This window comes from Methylosinus sporium, from assembly GCF_003113265.1.
In the GTDB taxonomy this organism is placed as follows: Bacteria; Pseudomonadota; Alphaproteobacteria; order Rhizobiales; family Beijerinckiaceae; genus Methylosinus; species Methylosinus sporium.
On record NZ_PUIV01000037.1, the window covers coordinates 1 to 16,778 of the forward strand.

Sequence of the window (16,778 nt, forward strand, 5' to 3'; positions counted from 1 at the left end):
AGCCCCGCCTCCCAGCGCAAGCAATCCGAAACGCCCTCGTTCGGCGAGCCGCAACCATTTCCGTTCCGCTGCCTAATGACAATATCCAATAGGGTGGGTTATGTCAGTCTATTGAATGGTCACAAAAAGTTTTTAGGGCAGGCGCGGCCCCGGATAAGTGAGCCATATACCTACCCATAAGCGCATTGATAGAAATTTTCTATGAATCTATATATTATTTTTTATCAGTAGCTTATGTGATATTTTCGATCCTGTTATCGACCCCCACCCATATGGACCATATCACCGCCTCTTCGGACTGTGGCGTCATAGCTCATCGGGGGTTGGTGGACTTTTCCTCCCAGATTCCGATCCCATCCGCGACGACCTCGGCGGCGGCCTGCGCCACCGACACGCCGTCGAGCGTCAGATCGCCGCCGATCTCGGCCAGCGGCTTCAGCACGAACGCCCGCGCGAACAGCTCCTTATGCGGCAAGGTGAGTTCCGGATCGTCCATTGTGTGATCGCCGAAAAACAGAATGTCGACATCGATGAGCCGCGGCCCCCAACGCCGCGTCGGCGTGCGGCCCATATCGGCCTCTATGGTCTTGACCGCGGCCAGAAGCTCATAGGGCGACAGGCTGGTCCAGCCGAGCGCGCAGGCGTTGGCGAAATCGCCCTGATCGACATCTCCCCAGGGCGGCGTTCGATAGAGGCGGGAGACGGCGTCGAGACGAGCGATTCCGCGCTCCCCGATCAATGCGATCGCCCGCCTTATATTGGGCGGCCGGTCGCCGAGATTGCTGCCCAAACCAAAGCCGACTCTCGTCTCGACCGTCGTCATAGGCGTCCTTTTCCCTGTGTCAGAGTGTCGAGCACGGCGAAGGCCGCTCTGTGCTCGGCGGCGTCATGGACACGGAAAATCCGCGCGCCATTCATCGCCGCGATGAGATTGGCCGCCACTGTGGCGATGAGGCGCGCATCGACCTCGGCGCCGAGCAGCGCGCCGAAGAGGCGCTTCCGCGACACGCCGATCAGCACCGGCCGCCCGAATCGCATGAGTTGCGGAACCGCGCGCAGAGCCTCGAAATCCTGCTCCCGCGTCTTGCCGAAGCCGACGCCGGGGTCGAGAATCACGCGGGATTCGGGCACGCCCGCCGCGGCGGCGATCTCCAGCGACCGCTCGAAAAAGCCGAGCATGTCGGCGACGATGTCGATCTGTGGCGCGACCTCGGCGCGATTATGCATGGCGACGACGCCCGCGCCGGCCTCGGCGATCGCCGGGGCCATATCGGGATCGCGCTGCAAACCCCAGATATCGTTCACGATCGTGACGCCGGCCGCGAGCGCGCGGCGCGCCGTCTGCGCCTTATAAGTATCGATCGAGACGGGAACGCCGCATTGCGACACGAGGGCCCGCAACAGCGGCTCGAGCCGCGCCCACTCCTCCTCCGCCGTCAGCGGCGTATGGCCCGGCCGCGTCGATTCGGCCCCGACATCGACGATATCGGCGCCGTCTTCGGCGAGCTTCTTGGCCTGCGCCAGCGCCGCCTCGGGCGAAAAGAAGCGGCCGCCGTCGGAAAAGGAATCGGGCGTCACATTGACGATGCCCATGATGACCGGCCGCGCCGCGACGAGCGAAAACAACTGCTCGCGCGACGATTCTATCGTCGTCGTCACTCTCGTCTCCAGTAGATCGTGTCTCGATCAGTCGTATTTGATATAGGCGAAGCGCTGGTCGGTCTCGGGCGTTCCCTCGAGCGCGCCGCCCTCTTCGCCCGGACGCCAGCAGACGACCTCCTCGATCTTGCGGGCGAGCGCGAAATCCTTATCGGTCACGCCCTTGGCCGTATGGGTCATCAGCTTCACTTCGACCCAGGCGTAGGAAGCGGCGATATCGGGATGGTGCCAGGCGGCCTCGGCGAGATGGCCGACCGTATTGACGACCATCAGCGTGCCTTTCCAGCCATGAGTCTTGTATTTGCGGCGAATCCAGCCGTTCTCGAACCGCCAATGCGGCAGCTCGGCGGCGAGCCTGGCGGTGATCTCTTCTTGCGAATAGCTGCGCTCCTCGGCGGCCATGACATCCCCCTCTCTCGATCGCCCGGAGGAGTTCTCCAAACGGGCTCCCCTTCAGACGGGCTCTTGCCTTCGCGCGCGCGGCGCCTTACTCGGCCTAGACGAATATGCGCGAGCCCCGTCGACGCCGGCGTGAAACCGCGCCGGGAAGCGAGATATAGCGGATATTCCGCGTAAAGTCCGAAAATGAGGCTCCATGCCGATCAGCGTGAGCGTCGTCGCCGCGGCGAGATTGCATCTCGGCTTCCTGGACATGAATGGCGCGCTCGGCCGCAAATTCGGCGGGCTCGGCCTCTCCATAGACGCGCCGGCGACGCGGCTGACGCTGCGGCCCGCGGAAAAGATGGAGGCTTTCGGTCCGGACGCCGAACGCGCCCTCGCTCTGCTCGAGAAGGCGGGCGCCGCACTCGCGCCCGGCAAGCGCTATCGTCTGGCGATCGAGCGGGCGATTCCTCCCCATTCGGGTCTCGGCTCCGGCACGCAGCTCGCGCTCGCCGTCGCCGCGGCGCTGCGCCGAATCGAAGATCTGCCGCAGGAGGTTGAGGCCGACGCCGCCCTTTTGCAGCGCGGCGCCCGCTCCGGCCTCGGGGCGGGGCTGTTCACGCGCGGCGGTCTCGTGGTCGATGGCGGCCGCGGCGCCGAGACGACGACTCCGCCGATCGTCTCCCGCCTCGCCTTTCCCGAGGAGTGGCGCATTCTGCTCGTCTCCGACCCGGGCTCGATCGGCTTGCATGGCGTCGAGGAACGCAAAGCCTTCGCAGAGCTGCCGCCGCTGTCGGAGGAGAACGCCGGGCGATTGTGCCGTCTGGTGCTGATGCAGGCGCTGCCCGCAGTGGCGGAAAGAAATTTCGCCGCTTTCGGCGCGGCCATCGCCGCGATTCAGGCGATCGTCGGGGATTATTTCGCGCCGGCGCAGGGTGGGCGGCGCTTCACCAGCGCCGCAGTCGAGAGGCTGCTGGCGCGGCTGGCGGACGCCGGCGCGGCCGGCCTCGGCCAGACGTCCTGGGGACCGACCGGCTTCGCCTTCGTGCCCAATGAGGCCGAGGCGCGCCGGCTGGAGGCTCTGGCGCGCGCCGAGGCCGAGGCGAGCGGCTTGACGCTCGCCGTCGTCGCCGGCGCCGATCGGGGCGCGCGCATAGACGCGGTCTATGCAAAGATCGCCTGAGCCTCACGAACGGCCCAGAACCAGCTCCAGCAGCCCTTTCATATCCGGCGCGACCGCATCCGGCGTGACGCCGAGCTTTTCCGCCGGCAGGCCGAAGCGGTTCACCCAAATGGTCGGATAGCCGAAGGCCTTGGCCCCATAGGCGTCCCAGCCGCCGAAAGCGGCGAAGAGAATCTCCTCCTTGGCGAGCTTCAGCCGCTGCGGGCCCAGCGCATAGGCCGCAGGATCGGGCTTGAAGGTCTTATTGACCTCCGTGCTCAGCAATTCCTCGAAATAGCCGGCGAGGCCGGCGCGCTCCGCATTGGCCTGCAACATTCTGCCGCTGAAATTCGCCAGGGTGACGATGCGCACGCCCGCGGCTTTCAGCCGGCGCAGCGCGTCCAGCGTATCCGGCCAGGGGGCGAGCGTCAGATAGGCGGTCATGAGGCGCTCGCGCTTTTCCGGCGGAAGATCGAGCTTCATCGCCTGCGCCGCAAAAGCGAGCGCATCGCCCGTCACCTCGAAGAAATCCGCGTGGCGGCCGGTGAGCGAGCGCAGGAAGCAATATTCGAACTGCTTGGCGCGCCAGAGCTTCGTGAATTCCGCGCCTTTGCCCGGATAGGCGGCCTCGACCGCCGGAACGACCGAATTGGCGTCGAAGAGCACGAAAAAATCGAAAGCGACCGCTTTATAGCGCGGCGCCGTCGGGGGCTCGGCGCGTGCGAGCCCTGAGGAGGCCGCGAAGACGAGAAAGAGCAGAGCGATTTTGACGAACTTCATGACCTGTTCTCCGCAAATCGGCGCTCGGGCGCGGACCCGCCCGTCTCCCGCTCGTGGAAGAACGCCCTACGCCGCAGCATGACATTCGATGACCGCGCGTCTCACGTTTCATCCTCGAGAAAAAATTGCTCGCGAGACAGCAAGATCGGTCGAGCGCGCCGGCGCGGCGCGCTCCTAGAAGAGAGCGCCACGGAGGAAACGATGACGAAGATGGCGCTCGAGAATTATCAGGCCCGGATGCGGCGCGTGCTGGATCATATCGATCGGCATCTCGACGAAAATCTGAGCCTCGACATTCTCAGCGGCGTTGCGGCTTTCTCGAAACATCATTTCCACCGGCAGTTCGCCGCGACTTTCGGCGTCTCGGCGCATCGCTATGTCCAATTGGCGCGGATGAAGCGCGCCTCCTATCGGCTGGCCTTTCGCCACGACGCCAATGTGACAGAGATCGCGCTCGACGCCGGCTATGAGGCGCCGGACGCTTTCGCCCGCGCCTTTCGGGAGTGCGTCGGGCAGGCGCCTTCGGCCTTCCGCAAATCTCCCGATTGGGAGTCGTGGCTCGCGGCCTTGGAGCCGCTGGACCGAGTCAGGAGCGCGAAGATGACCTATTCGTCGAACGATGTGACCGTGAGAGAGTTTCCGGCGACCCCCGTCGCCATTCTGACCCATAGAGGCGATCCGGCCCGAGTCTATGAGACGGTGCGGCGCTTCATCGACTGGCGCAGAGCCGCGGGGCTCGGCCGCGAGATCGCCGCGACATTCACGATCTTTCCCTGCGACCCGCGCACAACGCCGCCGGAAGAGTTTCGTCTCGACCTCTGCGCCGCCACAAATCGCCCGATAGAGGCCAATGCTCTCGGCGTGACCGCCGGGCTGCTGCCGGGCGGACGTTGCGCCGTTCTGCGCGTCATCGGCTCCAGCGAGAATTTGGAACAGCCGGCGCTCTTCCTCTATCGCGACTGGCTGCCGGCAAGTGGAGAAGAGCCACGCGATTTCCCGCTATTCTGCCAGCGGATCGGCTTTTATCCCGATGCGCCGGAGCATGAGACGATCACCGATCTGTTCCTGCCGATCATCTGACGTCGCGTCCGGCCGATGCCGACGACCGCCATGGCGAGGCTCGCCTGGAAATGCCCCGCCGCTCGACGGAAAGCCGCACGCCGTCATCGCGCCGCAACGGAATCTCGGCTAGAAAGCTCCGATCCGAGCGCGCGGCCGGGCGGCCCGGGGAGCGCGCACGACATACAATGACGGCCGCCGGAACCCGCTCGAATGAAGACAACAGCCGCGACGATCATCATTCTCGCTCTGCTCTGCGCGCCAGCCGCCGCGCGTGAGGGCTTTGTCACGCCGGAACAGAGCCATCCGCTCGCGATACTCCCCACGCCGCCCGCGCCGCATTCCGCGACGAGCGACGCCGAGCTCGCCGAATTGCATCGCATCGAAAGCGTGCGAACGGCCGAACAGGTCGCGAGCGCCCAGGCCGATGACGAGAACCAGACGATCTTCCTGTTCAAGACGGTCTTCGGCGAAAAATTCACCAAGGAGAATTTGCCGGCGGTGGCGGCGCTGGGCGCGCGGCTGAAGGCGGACGAATCGGCCAATACGGGCGCCGCCAAGGAGGCGTTCCACCGCATCCGGCCCTATAATGTCGACAAGACGCTGCATCCGGTCTGCAAGACCAAGACGAAGGACGATTCCTATCCGAGCGGCCACACGACCGTCGGCTATCTGATGGGTCTGGCGCTGATCGACATCGCCCCCGAGCGACGCGACGAAATTCTCGCCCGGGCGGAGGCTTACGGCCATAACCGTCTCGTCTGCGGCGTGCATTTCCCGAGCGATGTGGCGGCGGCGCGGCTCGTCGCCTATGCCGTCCACGCGATCATGGAGCTCGATCCGAGCTATCAAAAAGAGGTGGCGGCGGCTCGCGCCGAGCTCCGCGGCGCGCTCGGCCTCGCGGCGGCGCATTGACGCGGCCGCACGCGATCGTGCAAAAACAACGGACGCGAAGCGCGTGGCTCCGCGTCCTTTCTCATTCAGTAATTGTAATAGGCGACGCAGACGCGATTGCCGTAGTAATCCCAGCCCCAGCGGGCGCATCGCTGCGGCGGGGCGGTCGCCGCGCCGACGACGGCGCCGGTCGCCGCGCCGATCGCCGCCCCTGCCAGCGTGCCGCCCGCGCGGCCGCCGGAGGCCGCGGCGCCGATCGCCGCTCCGCCCGCGCCTCCGATGAGGGCGCCGCCCGCGGCGCGTTCGCCGGGCGTATTGCAGCCGGCGAGCGGCGCGGCCATGGCCAACGCCACCGCCAGAACCAAAATCTTCTTCATGGAGTGTCCCTTCCCCCGTGTGAGCCCATGCGAGGCGCCCGGCCCGCGGCGAATTCGTCAAAACACGACGTACGATTCGCAGCAGCCGAGCCCGAGACAACTTTCCGAAGCCGGCGAAAAGATGACCTCTATCGACGCAAATCCCTATAAATCCCACATTTTCGTCGCGGCTCGCGGACTAGCTACAAAAATGCTGGTCATGCCCGGCCTCGCGCTCGCCTTTTTGTCATGGGTCGAGCCAGCGCGCGCCGGCGATTCCTACCGCTGGCTGCAAGCGACGACCCGCGGCTGGCAGGCCCGCGCCATCACGCAGACCGACGCCTGTCCGAGCGCAGAAATCGACGGACGCCCTGTCGCAATGACGCCGCGCGCCCGACCGGGCGAAGGTTTCCCCATCGTCATTTGCGCGGTGGATGTGCCGAAAGGCGCGAAAAGCGTCGCCATAGACGAGGCGCCATTGCCGCCGCCGCCGGCCCGGGTGGACAAGATCCTCGTGTTCGGCGACACCGGCTGCCGGCTCAAGAGCATATTTCTGCAGGACTGCAATTCGATCCGCGCCTGGCCCTTTCGCCTCACGGCGGATATGGCCGCCGAATTCGCGCCCGATCTCGTCATCCATGTCGGAGATTATCACTATCGCGAAAGCGCCTGTCCGCCGGGGATGAAGGGCTGCGCCGGCTCGCCGCACGGCGACAATTGGGAGACGTGGAAAGCCGATTTCTTCGACCCCGGCGCCGCTCTGCTGCGCGCCGCCCCCTGGGCGATGGTCCGGGGCAATCACGAGATATGCAAGCGCGCCGGCAAAGGATGGACCCGCGCCTTGTCGCCGCTGCCGCCGGCGGAAGATGAAAAATGCGCCGAACGCGAGCCGGCCTATCGCGTCGATATCGACGATCCGACGTTGTTCATCCTCGACACGACAGAGGCGGAGGAGCGAACCGTCGTCGGCGAGCAGGCGGCCTTTCTGCGCACGCAACTCGCCGTCGCGAAGAATGTTCCCGGGCCTGTCTGGTACGCGTTTCACAAGCCGATATTTTCGCTGTTCCGCTCGCGGCTCGGCGAGACTCTCGGCGTCAACGAGACGCTGGCCGCCGCCGCTCACGACATGCTGCCGGCGAGCGTTCAGGCCATTCTATCGGGTCATCTGCACGCCTTCGAGGCCATCGGCTTTCGTGACGATCGCCCGGCGCAATTCGTCGTCGGCGTGGGCGGGACCGCCATGGACCCGCATATCCCCGCCAATTTCGATGGCGCGACGATCGGCGAGGCGACAGTCGAGCACGGCCGCGGGATCGCCGCCAAATTCGGCTTCGCGATCTTCGAGCGCGGGGATGGCGAATGGATCGTCACCAATTACGACGCCCATGCGGAGCCGCTGCTGCGCTGCCATTTGCGCGGGCGCAAGCTCGATTGCGAGTGACGCGACGTCGGCCGCGTCGCGGCGCTCCGCCGTCGACGCAGTTCCCAAAGAGGAGTTCTTCTGGTCTTCGCGGCTTCCGCGACCACGAAGATACGAAGGACAGGCCCGAGCTCAGCGCGTCAGAGCCTCTTCGATCGCGACGCTGACGGCGTCGACCGGCGCCATGCCGTCCACCTGCTTCAGCTCGCCTTTGCCGGCGTAATAATGCGATACAGGCGCGGTCTGCGTGCGATAGGCGTCCAGACGAGTCTTGAACGCTTGCGGATTGTCGTCCGCGCGAACGTCGCCGCCACGCGCTCGCGTCTCGTCGACTCTGTTCTGCATACGCGCGAGCAGCGCATTCTCGTCGACGCTGAGCTCTATGACCGCGTCGAGCTTGAGCCCCTCGCGAATGAGCAGATCGTCCAAGGCCTGCGCCTGCGCCACTGTGCGCGGGAAACCATCGAGAATGAAGCCGTTGGCGGCGTCCTTCTCCTTGATGCGCTGACCGATGATGCCGACGACGACAGCGTCGGGCACCAGCGCGCCGCGATCCATGATCTCCTTGGCCTCGAGGCCGATCGGCGTCCTGGCCTCGACGGCGGCGCGCAGCATGTCGCCGGTCGAAAGCTGAGGGATCGCATATTTCGCGACCAGCCGAGCCGATTGCGTGCCCTTGCCCGCGCCCGGCGGTCCGAGCAGAACCAGCCTCATTTGCGTCGCCCGCGTAGCTTCGTCTTACGGATCAGGCCCTCATATTGATGAGCCTGGAGATGACCGTGGATCTGCGCCACCGTATCCATCGTCACGCTCACCACGATGAGCAGCGAGGTGCCGCCGAAATAGAAGGGCAGATTGGCGTAGGAGATCAGCATTTCCGGCAGCAGGCAGATCACCGCGAGATAAGCGGCGCCGAGCACGGTGATGCGCATCAGCACGTCGTCGATGAATTTCGACGTCCGCTCGCCGGGACGAATGCCGGGGATGAAGCCGCCATGCTTCTTGAGATTGTCCGCCGTCTCCGTCGGATTGAAGACGATGGCCGTGTAAAAGAAGGCGAAGAAGACGATCAGCCCGACGTAGGACAGCATGTAGAGCGGCCGTCCGTGCCCGAAATAGGCCGAGATGGTCGCAAAAATATTGTCCGTGCCCTGCGTCTGATAAAAATTCGCGATCGTCGTCGGCAGCAGCAGCAGCGAGGAGGCGAAGATCGGCGGAATGACGCCGGCGGTGTTGAGCTTGAGCGGCAGGAAGGAGGTCTGGCCTTCATAGACGCGATTGCCGTGCTGGCGTTTCGGATAGGTGATCAGCAATCGCCTCTGCGCTCGCTCCATGTAGACTATGAAGGCGATGACGAAGAAGGACATGGCTATCACGCCGAGGATGATTCCGGTCGAAATCGCGCCCTGCTTGCCGAGCTCGAGCGTGCTCAGAACCGCGGCCGGAAAGGCCGCGACAATGCCCGCGAAGATGATCAGCGAGGAGCCGTTGCCGATGCCGCGCGAGGTGATCTGCTCGCCCAGCCACATCAGGAACATGGTGCCGCCGACCAGAGTGACGACGGTGGTGAGGCGGAAGAACAGCCCCGGCTCGGTGACGACGCCCTGCTGCCCCTCGAGGCCGATGGCCATGCCATAGGCCTGGAAGGTCGCCAGAATGACGGTGAGATAGCGCGTATATTGATTGAGGACCTTGCGGCCCTGCTCGCCCTCCTTCTTCACCTGCTCGAGCGAGGGAATGACCGTCGTGAGCAGCTGAATGATGATGGAGGCGGAGATATAGGGCATGATGTTCAGCGCGAAGATCGCGCTGCGCTGAACCGCGCCGCCGGCGAACATGTTGAACAGCTCGAGCACGCCCTTCGACTGGCCGAAGAAGCTCTTGGCGAAGGCGTCCGGGTCGATGCCCGGCAACGGCACATAAGTGCCGAGACGATAGACGATCAGCGCGCCGAGCGTGAACCAGATGCGTTTCTTGAGCTCGTCCGCCTTGCTGAAAGCGGAAAAATTGACGTTGGCCGCAAGCTGTTCGGCTGCCGATGCCATGGGCGAGGCTCCCTCGTCGCGCGCCGCGCGGTTTCTTTTAAGCGAGCGTCGAAGCGACGCAGCGCTGCCCGCCGCGACGCCGCGCTCCGTTTTCGGCCAAGCCCTGTCGAAGGGGCCGGACCCGGCGCATGTCTATCGCACGATGTCGGCGAAAAAAAAGTCTAGCCTCTTTTCGCCGGCTCGCACAGGCGACTCCGTATCACGACGGATGGGCGGATCGCCAGTTTTTTGGTCGATACGACTAACTTCGAGGCGGCAAAAGGAGCCGCCTCGATTTATCGCTCGCTTTTCGCGCAGCCGCAGGGCGTCGGCTCAGGCCGAGACCGGCTCTTCCGCCACGACGAGCAGCTTGATCGAGCCGCCGACGGCCTCGATCGCGGCCAAGGCCGATTTCGAAGCGGCCGCAACCTCGAAGGCGAGCTTCGCCTCCAGCTTGCCATTGCCGAGGATCTTCACGCCGTCGCGCGGCTTGGAGATCACGCCGGCGGCGATCAGCGCCTCGAGCGTGACCGGAGTGGCGGCGTCGAGCTTCCCGGCCTCCACGGCCTGCTGAATGCGGCCGAGATTGACCTCGTTATAGTCGGTCGAGAAGGGGTTGTAGAAACCGCGCTTCGGCAGACGACGATGCAGCGGCATCTGGCCGCCCTCGAAGCCTTTCACAGCGACGCCAGTGCGGGCTTTTTGACCCTTGACGCCGCGACCCGCGGTCTTGCCCTTGCCGGAGCCGATGCCGCGGCCGACGCGCATACGGTTCTTGCTGGCGCCGGGATTGTCGGAGAGATCGTTGAGCTTCACCATTGTCCCGGCCCTCACTTCTCGTCGACGATTTTGACGAGATGCGCGACTTTCGCGATCATCCCGCGCACGGCGGGCGTGTCCTCGAGCGTGCGACGACGGCCGATGCGGGTGAGGCCGAGGCCCGTCAGCGTCCTACGCTGACGATCCGGACGGCCGGTCGCGCTGCCGGTCTGCTCGATGGTAATCTTCTTCTCGCTCATCGCAAGCCCTCCCCTCAGGCGTCGACGGCTTCGGCCTCGGCGCCCTGACGGCGCGCCTGAAGCGCGGAAACCTTGAGAGAACGGCGCGCCGCGACCGAACGCGGCGAATCCTCGCGCTCGAGCGCGTCGAACGTCGCGCGGATCATGTTGTAGGGATTCGACGAGCCCTGGCTCTTGGCCACGACGTCGTGAACCCCGAGCGTCTCGAACACGGCGCGCATCGGGCCGCCGGCGATGATGCCGGTGCCGGGAGGCGCGGCCCGCAGCACGACGCGGCCCGCGCCATGGCGGCCGTTGACGTCATGATGCAGAGTGCGGCCTTCGCGCAGCGGGACGCGGATCAGCGCGCGCTTGGCGGCTTCCGTGGCCTTGCGGATCGCTTCCGGCACTTCGCGCGCCTTGCCGTGGCCATAGCCGACGCGGCCTTTCTGATCGCCGACGACGACGAGCGCGGCGAAGCCGAAACGCCGACCGCCCTTCACCACTTTGGCGACGCGGTTGATATGGACCAGACGATCCACGAACTCATTGTCGCGATCGTCCCGATCCCGGTCGCGGCCGCGGCCGCCTTCAGGTTCACGAGCCATTTTCTCTTCCGTCACTTACGCGGCAATATCGCCGCTCGCTTGGGGTCCTTTTCCCTCTCCCGCCTGCGGGAGAGGGTGGCCTCGCGAAGCGAGGTCGGGTGAGGGCCCGCGCCCTTTTTCCGACCAAGTCGCAACGGCCCTCATCCGTCGCCGCCGAAAGACGGGCGTCTTGCAAACGCCCTATGGCGGCGACACCTTCTCCCGCAGAGCAGGAGAAGGGTTTTAAAACTGCAGGCCGCCCTCGCGGGCGCCCTCGGCCAGCGCCTGCACGCGGCCGTGATAGATATAGGCGCCGCGATCGAACACCACTTCCGTGATGCCCTGGGCGACGGCGCGCTCCGCGATCTGCTTGCCGACGAGATGCGCCGCTTCCTTGTTGGCGCCCGTCTTCAGCGTCTCGCGATTGGCCTTCTCGAGCGTCGAGGCGGAGACGATGGTCACGCCCTTCTCGTCGTCGATGATCTGCGCATAGATCTGCTCCGAGGAGCGGAACACCGACAGACGCGGGCGGCCATAGGCGCGCGCGCGAATGCTCCGACGGACCCGGGCCTTGCGCCGGGCGGCTGCATTTACGTCCTTTGCCATGGCTCGCGTCCTTACTTCTTCTTGCCTTCCTTGCGGAAGATGAATTCGCCGGCGTATTTCACGCCCTTGCCCTTATAGGGCTCGGGGCCGCGCAACGCACGAATCTCGGCGGCGACCTGACCGACCTGGCGCTTGTCCACGCCGGAGATGGTGATCTCCGTCGGCTTGGGCGTCACGATCGCTATGCCGGCCGGGATCGGATAGTTCACGTCGTGCGAATAGCCGAGCGCGAGCTGCAGATTCTTGCCGGCGACCGCGGCGCGATAACCGACGCCGTTGATCTCGAGCTTCTTCTCGAAGCCGGCGGTGACGCCGACCACGAGATTGTTCACCTGGGCGCGCGACGTGCCCCACAGCGCCCGGGCGCGCTTGCTGTTGGAGCGCGGGTCGACCTTGATCGAATTGCCGTCCTGAGTCACCGCGACATCGTCGGGAACCCGGAACTGCAGCTCGCCCTTCGCGCCCTTCACCTGAACGAGCTGGCCGTCGACCTTCGCGGTCACGCCGGCCGGCACGATGACGGGCTTCTTGCCGATACGAGACATGGTTGAAGTCCTATCCCAATTCCTGCGAGCCTCGGTCAGAAGACCTTGGCAAGCACCTCGCCGCCGACATTGTTCTCGCGGGCCTTGTGATCGGCCATGACGCCCTTGGGCGTCGACACGATGGTGATGCCGAGGCCATTGGCCACGCGCGGCGTCTTGTCGACGCCCGCATAGACCCGGCGGCCCGGACGCGAGACGCGCTCGATCGTCTTGATGACCGGCTCGCCGTCGAAATATTTCAGCTCGATCTCGAACTCGGTGCGGCCATTGCCGAAATCCGTGGTCGTATAGCCGCGGATGTAGCCTTCATCCTTCAGCACGTCGAGCACATGGCCGCGCAGGCGCGAGCCCGGCGTCGAAACCTTGTCCTTGCGGCGCATCTGCGCATTGCGGATACGGGTGAGCAGATCGCCCAACGGATCGCTGATCGACATTCGCTCTCTCCCTTACCAGCTGGACTTCACGAGACCGGGGATGAGGCCGCGCGAGCCGAGCTCACGCAGCGCCACGCGCGACAGTTTCAGCTTCCGATAGAAAGCGCGCGGACGTCCCGAAACCTCGCAGCGATTGCGAATGCGAATCGCGGCGGAATTGCGCGGCAGCTCGGCGAGCTTGAGGCGCGCCTCGAACCGCTCTTCCGCCGTCAACGCCTCGTCATTCGCCTTCGCCTTCAGCCGCTCGCGGCGGCCGGCATAGGCCTTGGCGAGCTTCGCCCTGCGCTTGTTGTTCTCGATCGAACTCTTCTTGGCCATTTTCTATGCCTTCGGTTTCCGCGTTTGAGACTTATCGTCTCACTGCCGGAACGGGAAATTGAACGCGCGCAGGAGCGCGCGCGCCTCGTCGTCCGTCTTCGCCGTCGTCACGACGATGACGTCCATGCCGAGGATCGACTCGGCCTTGTCATAGTCGATCTCGGGAAACACGATATGCTCCTTGATGCCGAGGGCGTAGGAGCCGCGTCCGTCGAAGGACTTGGGGTTGAGGCCGCGGAAATCGCGAACGCGCGGCAGCGCGATCGTGATCAGGCGGTCCAGAAATTCATACATGCGCGTCTTGCGCAGCGTGACCTTGGCCCCGATCGGCATGTTCTCGCGGACCTTGAAGGTCGAGATCGCCTTGCGGGCGCGCGTCACCACCGGCTTCTGGCCGGCGATCAGCGCGAGGTCGCCGGCCGCGGCCGTCACCTTCTTGCTGTCGTTGACCGCCTCGCCGACGCCCATGTTCAGCACGATCTTCTCGATCGCCGGCACCTCGAAAGCGTTCTTATAGCCGAACTCTTCCATGAGCTTGGCGCGAACCACTTCCTCATAGTGCTTTTTCAGCCGGACCTCATAGGGTCCCTCGGGAAGCGTCTTCGGTCCGGCGGAACGTCCCTCGCCGTCATGCGACGCCGCGGAGGGAGCGGATTTCGACTTGCCGGCCTTCTTGGCCTCGCCTTCCGCCTTCGGAGCCTTGGCGGCTTTCGGCTTCTTTTCCTCAGCCATCGATCTGTTCTCCGGAACGCTTGGCGATGCGGACCTTGCGGCCGTCATCGAGAGTCTTGAAACCGACGCGCGTCGGCTTGCCGTCCTTGGGATCGGCGATCGCGATGTTGGAGAGGTCGAGCGCCGCCGGCTTGGTGACGATGCCCGCTTCCTGCGTGCGCGTCTGGCGTTGATGGCGCTTGACGAGATTGACGCCCTCGACAACGGCGCGACCTTCGGTCGGCAGCACCTGGATCACCTGACCCGAGCGGCCCTTGTCGCGGCCGGTGAGAACGACGACCTTGTCGCCTTTCTTGATTTTTGCGGCCATTACAGCACCTCCGGCGCGAGCGAGATGATCTTCATATGGTTCTTGGCGCGCAGCTCGCGCGGCACGGGTCCGAAGATGCGCGTGCCGATCGGCTCCTTCTGATTGTTGATCAGAACCGCCGCGTTGGAATCGAAGCGGATCACCGAGCCGTCGGCGCGCTTGATGTCCTTGGCCGTGCGCACGACGACCGCCTTGAGCACGTCGCCCTTTTTCACGCGACCGCGCGGAATCGCCTCTTTGATCGAGACGACAATAATGTCGCCGACCCCGGCGTATTTGCGCTTGGAGCCGCCCAGCACCTTGATGCACATGACGCGGCGGGCGCCAGAATTATCGGCGACATCGAGATTTGTCTGCATCTGTATCATGGCTCAACCCGCCTTTCGTCTCGGTCTGGTTTCGGTTCCCCGACTTCGTCCGAGAAAACCATTCCACTCGTCTCGTCTCTTGTGGCCTCAGGCCTTGTCGGCGGCTTCGACCACTCGCCAGCGCTTCAGCCGCGAGATCGGAGCCGTCTCCTCGATCGTGACCTCGTCGCCGACCTTGAAAGTCTGCGCTTCGTCATGCGCATGATAATTTTTCGTGCGACGAACGGTCTTCTTGAACAGCGGATGGGTGAAGCGGCGCTCCACCTTCACGACCACCGTCTTGTTCTGCTTGTCGCTGACGACGACGCCCTGAAGAATTCGCTTCGGCATTGGCGCTCTCTCAACTCTGTTGTTCAGCGCGCTTCTGCGCGGCGATGGATTTGGCGCGGGCGATGTCGCGGCGAACGACGCGCACGCGCGCCGTGTTCTCGAGCTGTCCCGTCGCGCGCTGAAAGCGCAGATTGAACTGCTCTTTCTTCAGCTTCAGCACTTCCTCGTCCAGCAGATCGAGAGAGAGCGCGCGAAGATCGGAGACGCGTTGCTTGTTCGTGCTCATGGTCGCAATCCTCACTCGGCGATGCGCTCGATGAAGCGCGTCTTGATCGGCAGCTTCGCGGCGGCGAGGGTCAGCGCCTCACGCGCGAGCTCGCCGGAGACGCCGTCGACCTCGAACATGATACGGCCCGGGGCGACGCGCACGGCCCAGAGTTCCGGCGCGCCCTTGCCCTTACCCATGCGCACTTCGGTCGGCTTTTTGGAGACCGGCACATCGGGGAAGATGCGGATCCAGACGCGGCCGGCACGCTTCATATGGCGCGTCATGGCGCGGCGGGCCGCCTCGATCTGGCGCGCGGTGATGCGCTCCGGCTCGAGAGCCTTGAGGCCGAACTGCCCGAAATTCAGGGAAAAGCCGCCTTTGGCGTTTCCGTGAATGCGGCCTTTGAAGGCCTTGCGGAACCTGGTGCGTTTGGGTTGCAACATGATGTCGAACTCTCGAAATTAGGCCGCGTCGCGCGGCTCGCGCGGCTCGCGACGGCGACGCTCGCCATGATGTTCGCGCTCACCGCCGCCGGCGGCCTGCTCGGCCAGACGCTTGTCCTGCGCCATCGGATCATGCTCGAGGATCTCGCCCTTGAAGATCCAGACCTTGATGCCGCAAGCGCCGTAAGCTGTATGCGCGGTGGCGACGCCATAGTCGACGTCGGCGCGCAGCGTATGCAGCGGCACGCGGCCCTCGCGATACCATTCCAGGCGCGCGATCTCCGCGCCGCCGAGACGGCCCGAGCAATTGATGCGAATGCCCTGCGCTCCGAGGCGGATCGCCGACTGCACGGCGCGCTTCATGGCGCGACGGAAGGCGACGCGGCGCTCGAGCTGCTGCGCGATCGAATCGGCGACCAGCGTCGCCTCGACCTCGGGCTTGCGCACCTCGACGATGTTGATCACCACTTCGCTGCCGGTGAGCTTGCCCACCAGCTTGCGGATCTTGTCGATATCCGCGCCCTTCTTGCCGATGACCACGCCCGGACGAGCCGAGTGGATGGTCACGCGGCACTTCTTGTGCGGGCGTTCGATGATGATGCGCGACACCGCAGCCTGCTTGAGATTTTTCGTCACCGCGGCGCGAATGGCGAGATCCTCGTGTAGCAGCTTGGCGTATTCGCCCTTGCTCGCGAACCAGCGCGAATCCCAGGTGCGGTTGACGCCGAGGCGCAGCCCGATCGGATTGACCTTCTGACCCATCGTTGGCTCCCTTTAGGCTTTCGCCGGCGTTTCGACTTCGCGGACGATGATCGTCAGATTCGCGAAGGGCTTCTCGATGCGGCTCGAGCGGCCACGGGCGCGCGCCGCGAAGCGCCGCATCACCAGCGACTTGCCGACGAAGGCCTGAGCGACGATCAGATCGTCGACATCGAGGCCATGATTATTCTCGGCGTTGGCGATGGCGCTCTCCAAGGTCTTCTTGACCTCGTGAGCGATGCGCTTACGCGAGAACTCGAGATCGGCGAGAGCGCGATCGACCTTCTTGCCGCGGATGAGCTGGGCCAGAAGATTGAGCTTCTGCGGGGAGACGCGCAGCGTGTTGGCGACGGCTTTCGCCTCATTGTCGGCCAGCGCGCGCGGATTGCTCGGCTTGGACATGTT

General features: G+C 64.8%; 26 protein-coding genes. 4 read left to right on the top strand and 22 right to left on the bottom strand.

Features of this window, described 5'->3' with window-relative positions; genetic code table 11:
* Nucleotides 1-313 precede the first annotated feature (313 nt).
* From folK to C5689_RS16440, 3 genes are all read right to left on the bottom strand, one after another.
* A complete protein-coding gene (folK, locus tag C5689_RS16430) occupies nucleotides 314-823 on the bottom strand; it encodes a 2-amino-4-hydroxy-6-hydroxymethyldihydropteridine diphosphokinase (protein WP_108918336.1) in 510 nt (169 codons plus the stop codon).
* A complete protein-coding gene (gene folP, locus C5689_RS16435; RefSeq protein WP_206605374.1) occupies nucleotides 820-1,593 on the bottom strand; it encodes a dihydropteroate synthase in 774 nt (257 codons plus the stop codon). Before folP ends, folK begins: the two co-directional genes overlap by 4 nt.
* Nucleotides 1,594-1,686: 93 nt before the next feature.
* Entirely contained in the window at nucleotides 1,687-2,061 is a 375-nt protein-coding gene (locus C5689_RS16440) for a 4a-hydroxytetrahydrobiopterin dehydratase (protein WP_108918338.1), read from the bottom strand.
* Between the two features lie 193 nt (nucleotides 2,062-2,254).
* Here C5689_RS16440 and C5689_RS16445 point away from each other — a divergent pair, with 193 nt between their 5' ends.
* A complete protein-coding gene (locus tag C5689_RS16445; protein WP_108918339.1) occupies nucleotides 2,255-3,223 on the top strand; it encodes a beta-ribofuranosylaminobenzene 5'-phosphate synthase family protein in 969 nt (322 codons plus the stop codon).
* Nucleotides 3,224-3,226: 3 nt separating this feature from the next.
* On the opposite strand, the gene C5689_RS16450 is transcribed toward C5689_RS16445, so the two are convergent.
* Complete coding sequence (locus tag C5689_RS16450; RefSeq protein ID WP_108918340.1) at nucleotides 3,227-3,982, bottom strand: haloacid dehalogenase type II; 756 nt, start codon at nucleotides 3,980-3,982, stop codon at nucleotides 3,227-3,229.
* 201 nt (nucleotides 3,983-4,183) lie between these two features.
* Between C5689_RS16450 and C5689_RS16455 the strand changes: the two genes are divergently transcribed.
* On the top strand, nucleotides 4,184-5,062 hold the full coding sequence (locus tag C5689_RS16455) for an AraC family transcriptional regulator (protein WP_108918363.1): 879 nt from the start codon (nucleotides 4,184-4,186) through the stop codon (nucleotides 5,060-5,062).
* 192 nt (nucleotides 5,063-5,254) lie between these two features.
* Nucleotides 5,255-5,956 carry an acid phosphatase gene (locus C5689_RS16460; protein ID WP_108918341.1) on the top strand — a complete coding sequence of 234 codons (702 nt, stop codon included), beginning with the start codon at nucleotides 5,255-5,257 and terminating at the stop codon, nucleotides 5,954-5,956.
* 65 nt (nucleotides 5,957-6,021) lie between these two features.
* Here the strand turns inward: C5689_RS16460 and C5689_RS16465 are convergent, their stop codons facing one another.
* A complete protein-coding gene (locus tag C5689_RS16465; protein WP_108918342.1) occupies nucleotides 6,022-6,312 on the bottom strand; it encodes a hypothetical protein in 291 nt (96 codons plus the stop codon).
* Between the two features lie 190 nt (nucleotides 6,313-6,502).
* On the opposite strand from C5689_RS16465, the gene C5689_RS16470 reads away from it, so the two are divergent.
* Nucleotides 6,503-7,732, top strand: a complete 1,230-nt coding sequence (locus C5689_RS16470) for a metallophosphoesterase family protein (RefSeq protein WP_244594760.1) — start codon at nucleotides 6,503-6,505, stop codon at nucleotides 7,730-7,732.
* A gap of 111 nt (nucleotides 7,733-7,843) precedes the next feature.
* On the opposite strand, the gene C5689_RS16475 is transcribed toward C5689_RS16470, so the two are convergent.
* From C5689_RS16475 to rplV, 17 genes are all read right to left on the bottom strand, one after another.
* Complete coding sequence (locus C5689_RS16475; protein WP_108918344.1) at nucleotides 7,844-8,425, bottom strand: adenylate kinase; 582 nt, start codon at nucleotides 8,423-8,425, stop codon at nucleotides 7,844-7,846.
* Nucleotides 8,422-9,756 carry a preprotein translocase subunit SecY gene (gene secY / locus C5689_RS16480; RefSeq protein WP_108918345.1) on the bottom strand — a complete coding sequence of 445 codons (1,335 nt, stop codon included), beginning with the start codon at nucleotides 9,754-9,756 and terminating at the stop codon, nucleotides 8,422-8,424. Before secY ends, C5689_RS16475 begins: the two co-directional genes overlap by 4 nt.
* Nucleotides 9,757-10,068: 312 nt before the next feature.
* A complete protein-coding gene (rplO, locus tag C5689_RS16485; RefSeq protein WP_108918364.1) occupies nucleotides 10,069-10,551 on the bottom strand; it encodes a 50S ribosomal protein L15 in 483 nt (160 codons plus the stop codon).
* A gap of 14 nt (nucleotides 10,552-10,565) precedes the next feature.
* On the bottom strand, nucleotides 10,566-10,754 hold the full coding sequence (rpmD, locus tag C5689_RS16490; protein ID WP_108918346.1) for a 50S ribosomal protein L30: 189 nt from the start codon (nucleotides 10,752-10,754) through the stop codon (nucleotides 10,566-10,568).
* A gap of 14 nt (nucleotides 10,755-10,768) precedes the next feature.
* Nucleotides 10,769-11,341 (bottom strand): 30S ribosomal protein S5, encoded by a 573-nt coding sequence (rpsE, locus tag C5689_RS16495; RefSeq protein ID WP_018266623.1) that lies wholly within the window; start codon nucleotides 11,339-11,341, stop codon nucleotides 10,769-10,771.
* Nucleotides 11,342-11,563: 222 nt separating this feature from the next.
* Nucleotides 11,564-11,926 carry a 50S ribosomal protein L18 gene (rplR, locus tag C5689_RS16500; protein WP_108918347.1) on the bottom strand — a complete coding sequence of 121 codons (363 nt, stop codon included), beginning with the start codon at nucleotides 11,924-11,926 and terminating at the stop codon, nucleotides 11,564-11,566.
* 11 nt (nucleotides 11,927-11,937) lie between these two features.
* Nucleotides 11,938-12,471: a 50S ribosomal protein L6 gene (rplF, locus tag C5689_RS16505; protein ID WP_024881002.1), complete on the bottom strand. Its 534-nt coding sequence runs from the start codon at nucleotides 12,469-12,471 to the stop codon at nucleotides 11,938-11,940.
* 35 nt (nucleotides 12,472-12,506) lie between these two features.
* Nucleotides 12,507-12,905 (bottom strand): 30S ribosomal protein S8, encoded by a 399-nt coding sequence (rpsH, locus tag C5689_RS16510; RefSeq protein ID WP_108918348.1) that lies wholly within the window; start codon nucleotides 12,903-12,905, stop codon nucleotides 12,507-12,509.
* 12 nt (nucleotides 12,906-12,917) lie between these two features.
* Nucleotides 12,918-13,223: a 30S ribosomal protein S14 gene (rpsN, locus tag C5689_RS16515; protein ID WP_018266627.1), complete on the bottom strand. Its 306-nt coding sequence runs from the start codon at nucleotides 13,221-13,223 to the stop codon at nucleotides 12,918-12,920.
* A 39-nt stretch (nucleotides 13,224-13,262) separates the two neighbouring features.
* Nucleotides 13,263-13,955 carry a 50S ribosomal protein L5 gene (gene rplE / locus C5689_RS16520; protein WP_108918349.1) on the bottom strand — a complete coding sequence of 231 codons (693 nt, stop codon included), beginning with the start codon at nucleotides 13,953-13,955 and terminating at the stop codon, nucleotides 13,263-13,265.
* Nucleotides 13,948-14,265: a 50S ribosomal protein L24 gene (gene rplX / locus C5689_RS16525; protein ID WP_108918350.1), complete on the bottom strand. Its 318-nt coding sequence runs from the start codon at nucleotides 14,263-14,265 to the stop codon at nucleotides 13,948-13,950. The genes rplE and rplX overlap by 8 nt, the downstream gene beginning before the upstream one ends.
* Nucleotides 14,265-14,633: a 50S ribosomal protein L14 gene (gene rplN, locus C5689_RS16530; protein ID WP_018266630.1), complete on the bottom strand. Its 369-nt coding sequence runs from the start codon at nucleotides 14,631-14,633 to the stop codon at nucleotides 14,265-14,267. The genes rplX and rplN overlap by 1 nt, the downstream gene beginning before the upstream one ends.
* An 87-nt stretch (nucleotides 14,634-14,720) precedes the next feature.
* Complete coding sequence (gene rpsQ / locus C5689_RS16535; protein WP_018266631.1) at nucleotides 14,721-14,963, bottom strand: 30S ribosomal protein S17; 243 nt, start codon at nucleotides 14,961-14,963, stop codon at nucleotides 14,721-14,723.
* 10 nt (nucleotides 14,964-14,973) lie between these two features.
* Nucleotides 14,974-15,189, bottom strand: coding sequence for a 50S ribosomal protein L29 (gene rpmC / locus C5689_RS16540; RefSeq protein ID WP_108918351.1), 216 nt, complete (start codon nucleotides 15,187-15,189; stop codon nucleotides 14,974-14,976).
* A gap of 11 nt (nucleotides 15,190-15,200) precedes the next feature.
* A complete protein-coding gene (rplP, locus tag C5689_RS16545) occupies nucleotides 15,201-15,614 on the bottom strand; it encodes a 50S ribosomal protein L16 (protein WP_018266633.1) in 414 nt (137 codons plus the stop codon).
* A gap of 18 nt (nucleotides 15,615-15,632) precedes the next feature.
* The gene (gene rpsC / locus C5689_RS16550; protein ID WP_108918352.1) at nucleotides 15,633-16,376 is read right to left on the bottom strand and encodes a 30S ribosomal protein S3; all 744 of its coding nucleotides are present in this window, start codon (nucleotides 16,374-16,376) and stop codon (nucleotides 15,633-15,635) included.
* A gap of 12 nt (nucleotides 16,377-16,388) precedes the next feature.
* Nucleotides 16,389-16,775 (bottom strand): 50S ribosomal protein L22, encoded by a 387-nt coding sequence (gene rplV / locus C5689_RS16555; RefSeq protein WP_018266635.1) that lies wholly within the window; start codon nucleotides 16,773-16,775, stop codon nucleotides 16,389-16,391.
* Nucleotides 16,776-16,778 lie beyond the last annotated feature (3 nt).

Bases quoted from the DNA above. Each gene is read 5' to 3' on its own strand.
- C5689_RS16455 (WP_108918363.1), top strand. From the start codon at position 4,184: ATGACGAAGATGGCGCTCGAGAATTATCAGGCCCGGATGCGGCGCGTG.
- folK (WP_108918336.1), bottom strand. From the start codon at position 823: ATGACGACGGTCGAGACGAGAGTCGGCTTTGGTTTGGGCAGCAATCTC.
- rplN (WP_018266630.1), bottom strand. From the start codon at position 14,633: ATGATACAGATGCAGACAAATCTCGATGTCGCCGATAATTCTGGCGCC.
- folP (WP_206605374.1), bottom strand. From the start codon at position 1,593: ATGGGCATCGTCAATGTGACGCCCGATTCCTTTTCCGACGGCGGCCGC.
- rpsN (WP_018266627.1), bottom strand. From the start codon at position 13,223: ATGGCCAAGAAGAGTTCGATCGAGAACAACAAGCGCAGGGCGAAGCTC.
- C5689_RS16465 (WP_108918342.1), bottom strand. From the start codon at position 6,312: ATGAAGAAGATTTTGGTTCTGGCGGTGGCGTTGGCCATGGCCGCGCCG.
- rplF (WP_024881002.1), bottom strand. From the start codon at position 12,471: ATGTCTCGTATCGGCAAGAAGCCCGTCATCGTGCCGGCCGGCGTGACC.
- rplP (WP_018266633.1), bottom strand. From the start codon at position 15,614: ATGTTGCAACCCAAACGCACCAGGTTCCGCAAGGCCTTCAAAGGCCGC.
- C5689_RS16470 (WP_244594760.1), top strand. From the start codon at position 6,503: ATGCTGGTCATGCCCGGCCTCGCGCTCGCCTTTTTGTCATGGGTCGAG.
- C5689_RS16460 (WP_108918341.1), top strand. From the start codon at position 5,255: ATGAAGACAACAGCCGCGACGATCATCATTCTCGCTCTGCTCTGCGCG.
- rpsQ (WP_018266631.1), bottom strand. From the start codon at position 14,963: ATGCCGAAGCGAATTCTTCAGGGCGTCGTCGTCAGCGACAAGCAGAAC.
- C5689_RS16445 (WP_108918339.1), top strand. From the start codon at position 2,255: ATGCCGATCAGCGTGAGCGTCGTCGCCGCGGCGAGATTGCATCTCGGC.
- rpmC (WP_108918351.1), bottom strand. From the start codon at position 15,189: ATGAGCACGAACAAGCAACGCGTCTCCGATCTTCGCGCGCTCTCTCTC.
- C5689_RS16475 (WP_108918344.1), bottom strand. From the start codon at position 8,425: ATGAGGCTGGTTCTGCTCGGACCGCCGGGCGCGGGCAAGGGCACGCAA.
- secY (WP_108918345.1), bottom strand. From the start codon at position 9,756: ATGGCATCGGCAGCCGAACAGCTTGCGGCCAACGTCAATTTTTCCGCT.
- rpsE (WP_018266623.1), bottom strand. From the start codon at position 11,341: ATGGCTCGTGAACCTGAAGGCGGCCGCGGCCGCGACCGGGATCGGGAC.
- C5689_RS16440 (WP_108918338.1), bottom strand. From the start codon at position 2,061: ATGGCCGCCGAGGAGCGCAGCTATTCGCAAGAAGAGATCACCGCCAGG.
- C5689_RS16450 (WP_108918340.1), bottom strand. From the start codon at position 3,982: ATGAAGTTCGTCAAAATCGCTCTGCTCTTTCTCGTCTTCGCGGCCTCC.
- rplV (WP_018266635.1), bottom strand. From the start codon at position 16,775: ATGTCCAAGCCGAGCAATCCGCGCGCGCTGGCCGACAATGAGGCGAAA.
- rplR (WP_108918347.1), bottom strand. From the start codon at position 11,926: ATGGCAAAGGACGTAAATGCAGCCGCCCGGCGCAAGGCCCGGGTCCGT.
- rpmD (WP_108918346.1), bottom strand. From the start codon at position 10,754: ATGAGCGAGAAGAAGATTACCATCGAGCAGACCGGCAGCGCGACCGGC.
- rplE (WP_108918349.1), bottom strand. From the start codon at position 13,955: ATGGCTGAGGAAAAGAAGCCGAAAGCCGCCAAGGCTCCGAAGGCGGAA.
- rpsC (WP_108918352.1), bottom strand. From the start codon at position 16,376: ATGGGTCAGAAGGTCAATCCGATCGGGCTGCGCCTCGGCGTCAACCGC.
- rplX (WP_108918350.1), bottom strand. From the start codon at position 14,265: ATGGCCGCAAAAATCAAGAAAGGCGACAAGGTCGTCGTTCTCACCGGC.
- rpsH (WP_108918348.1), bottom strand. From the start codon at position 12,905: ATGTCGATCAGCGATCCGTTGGGCGATCTGCTCACCCGTATCCGCAAT.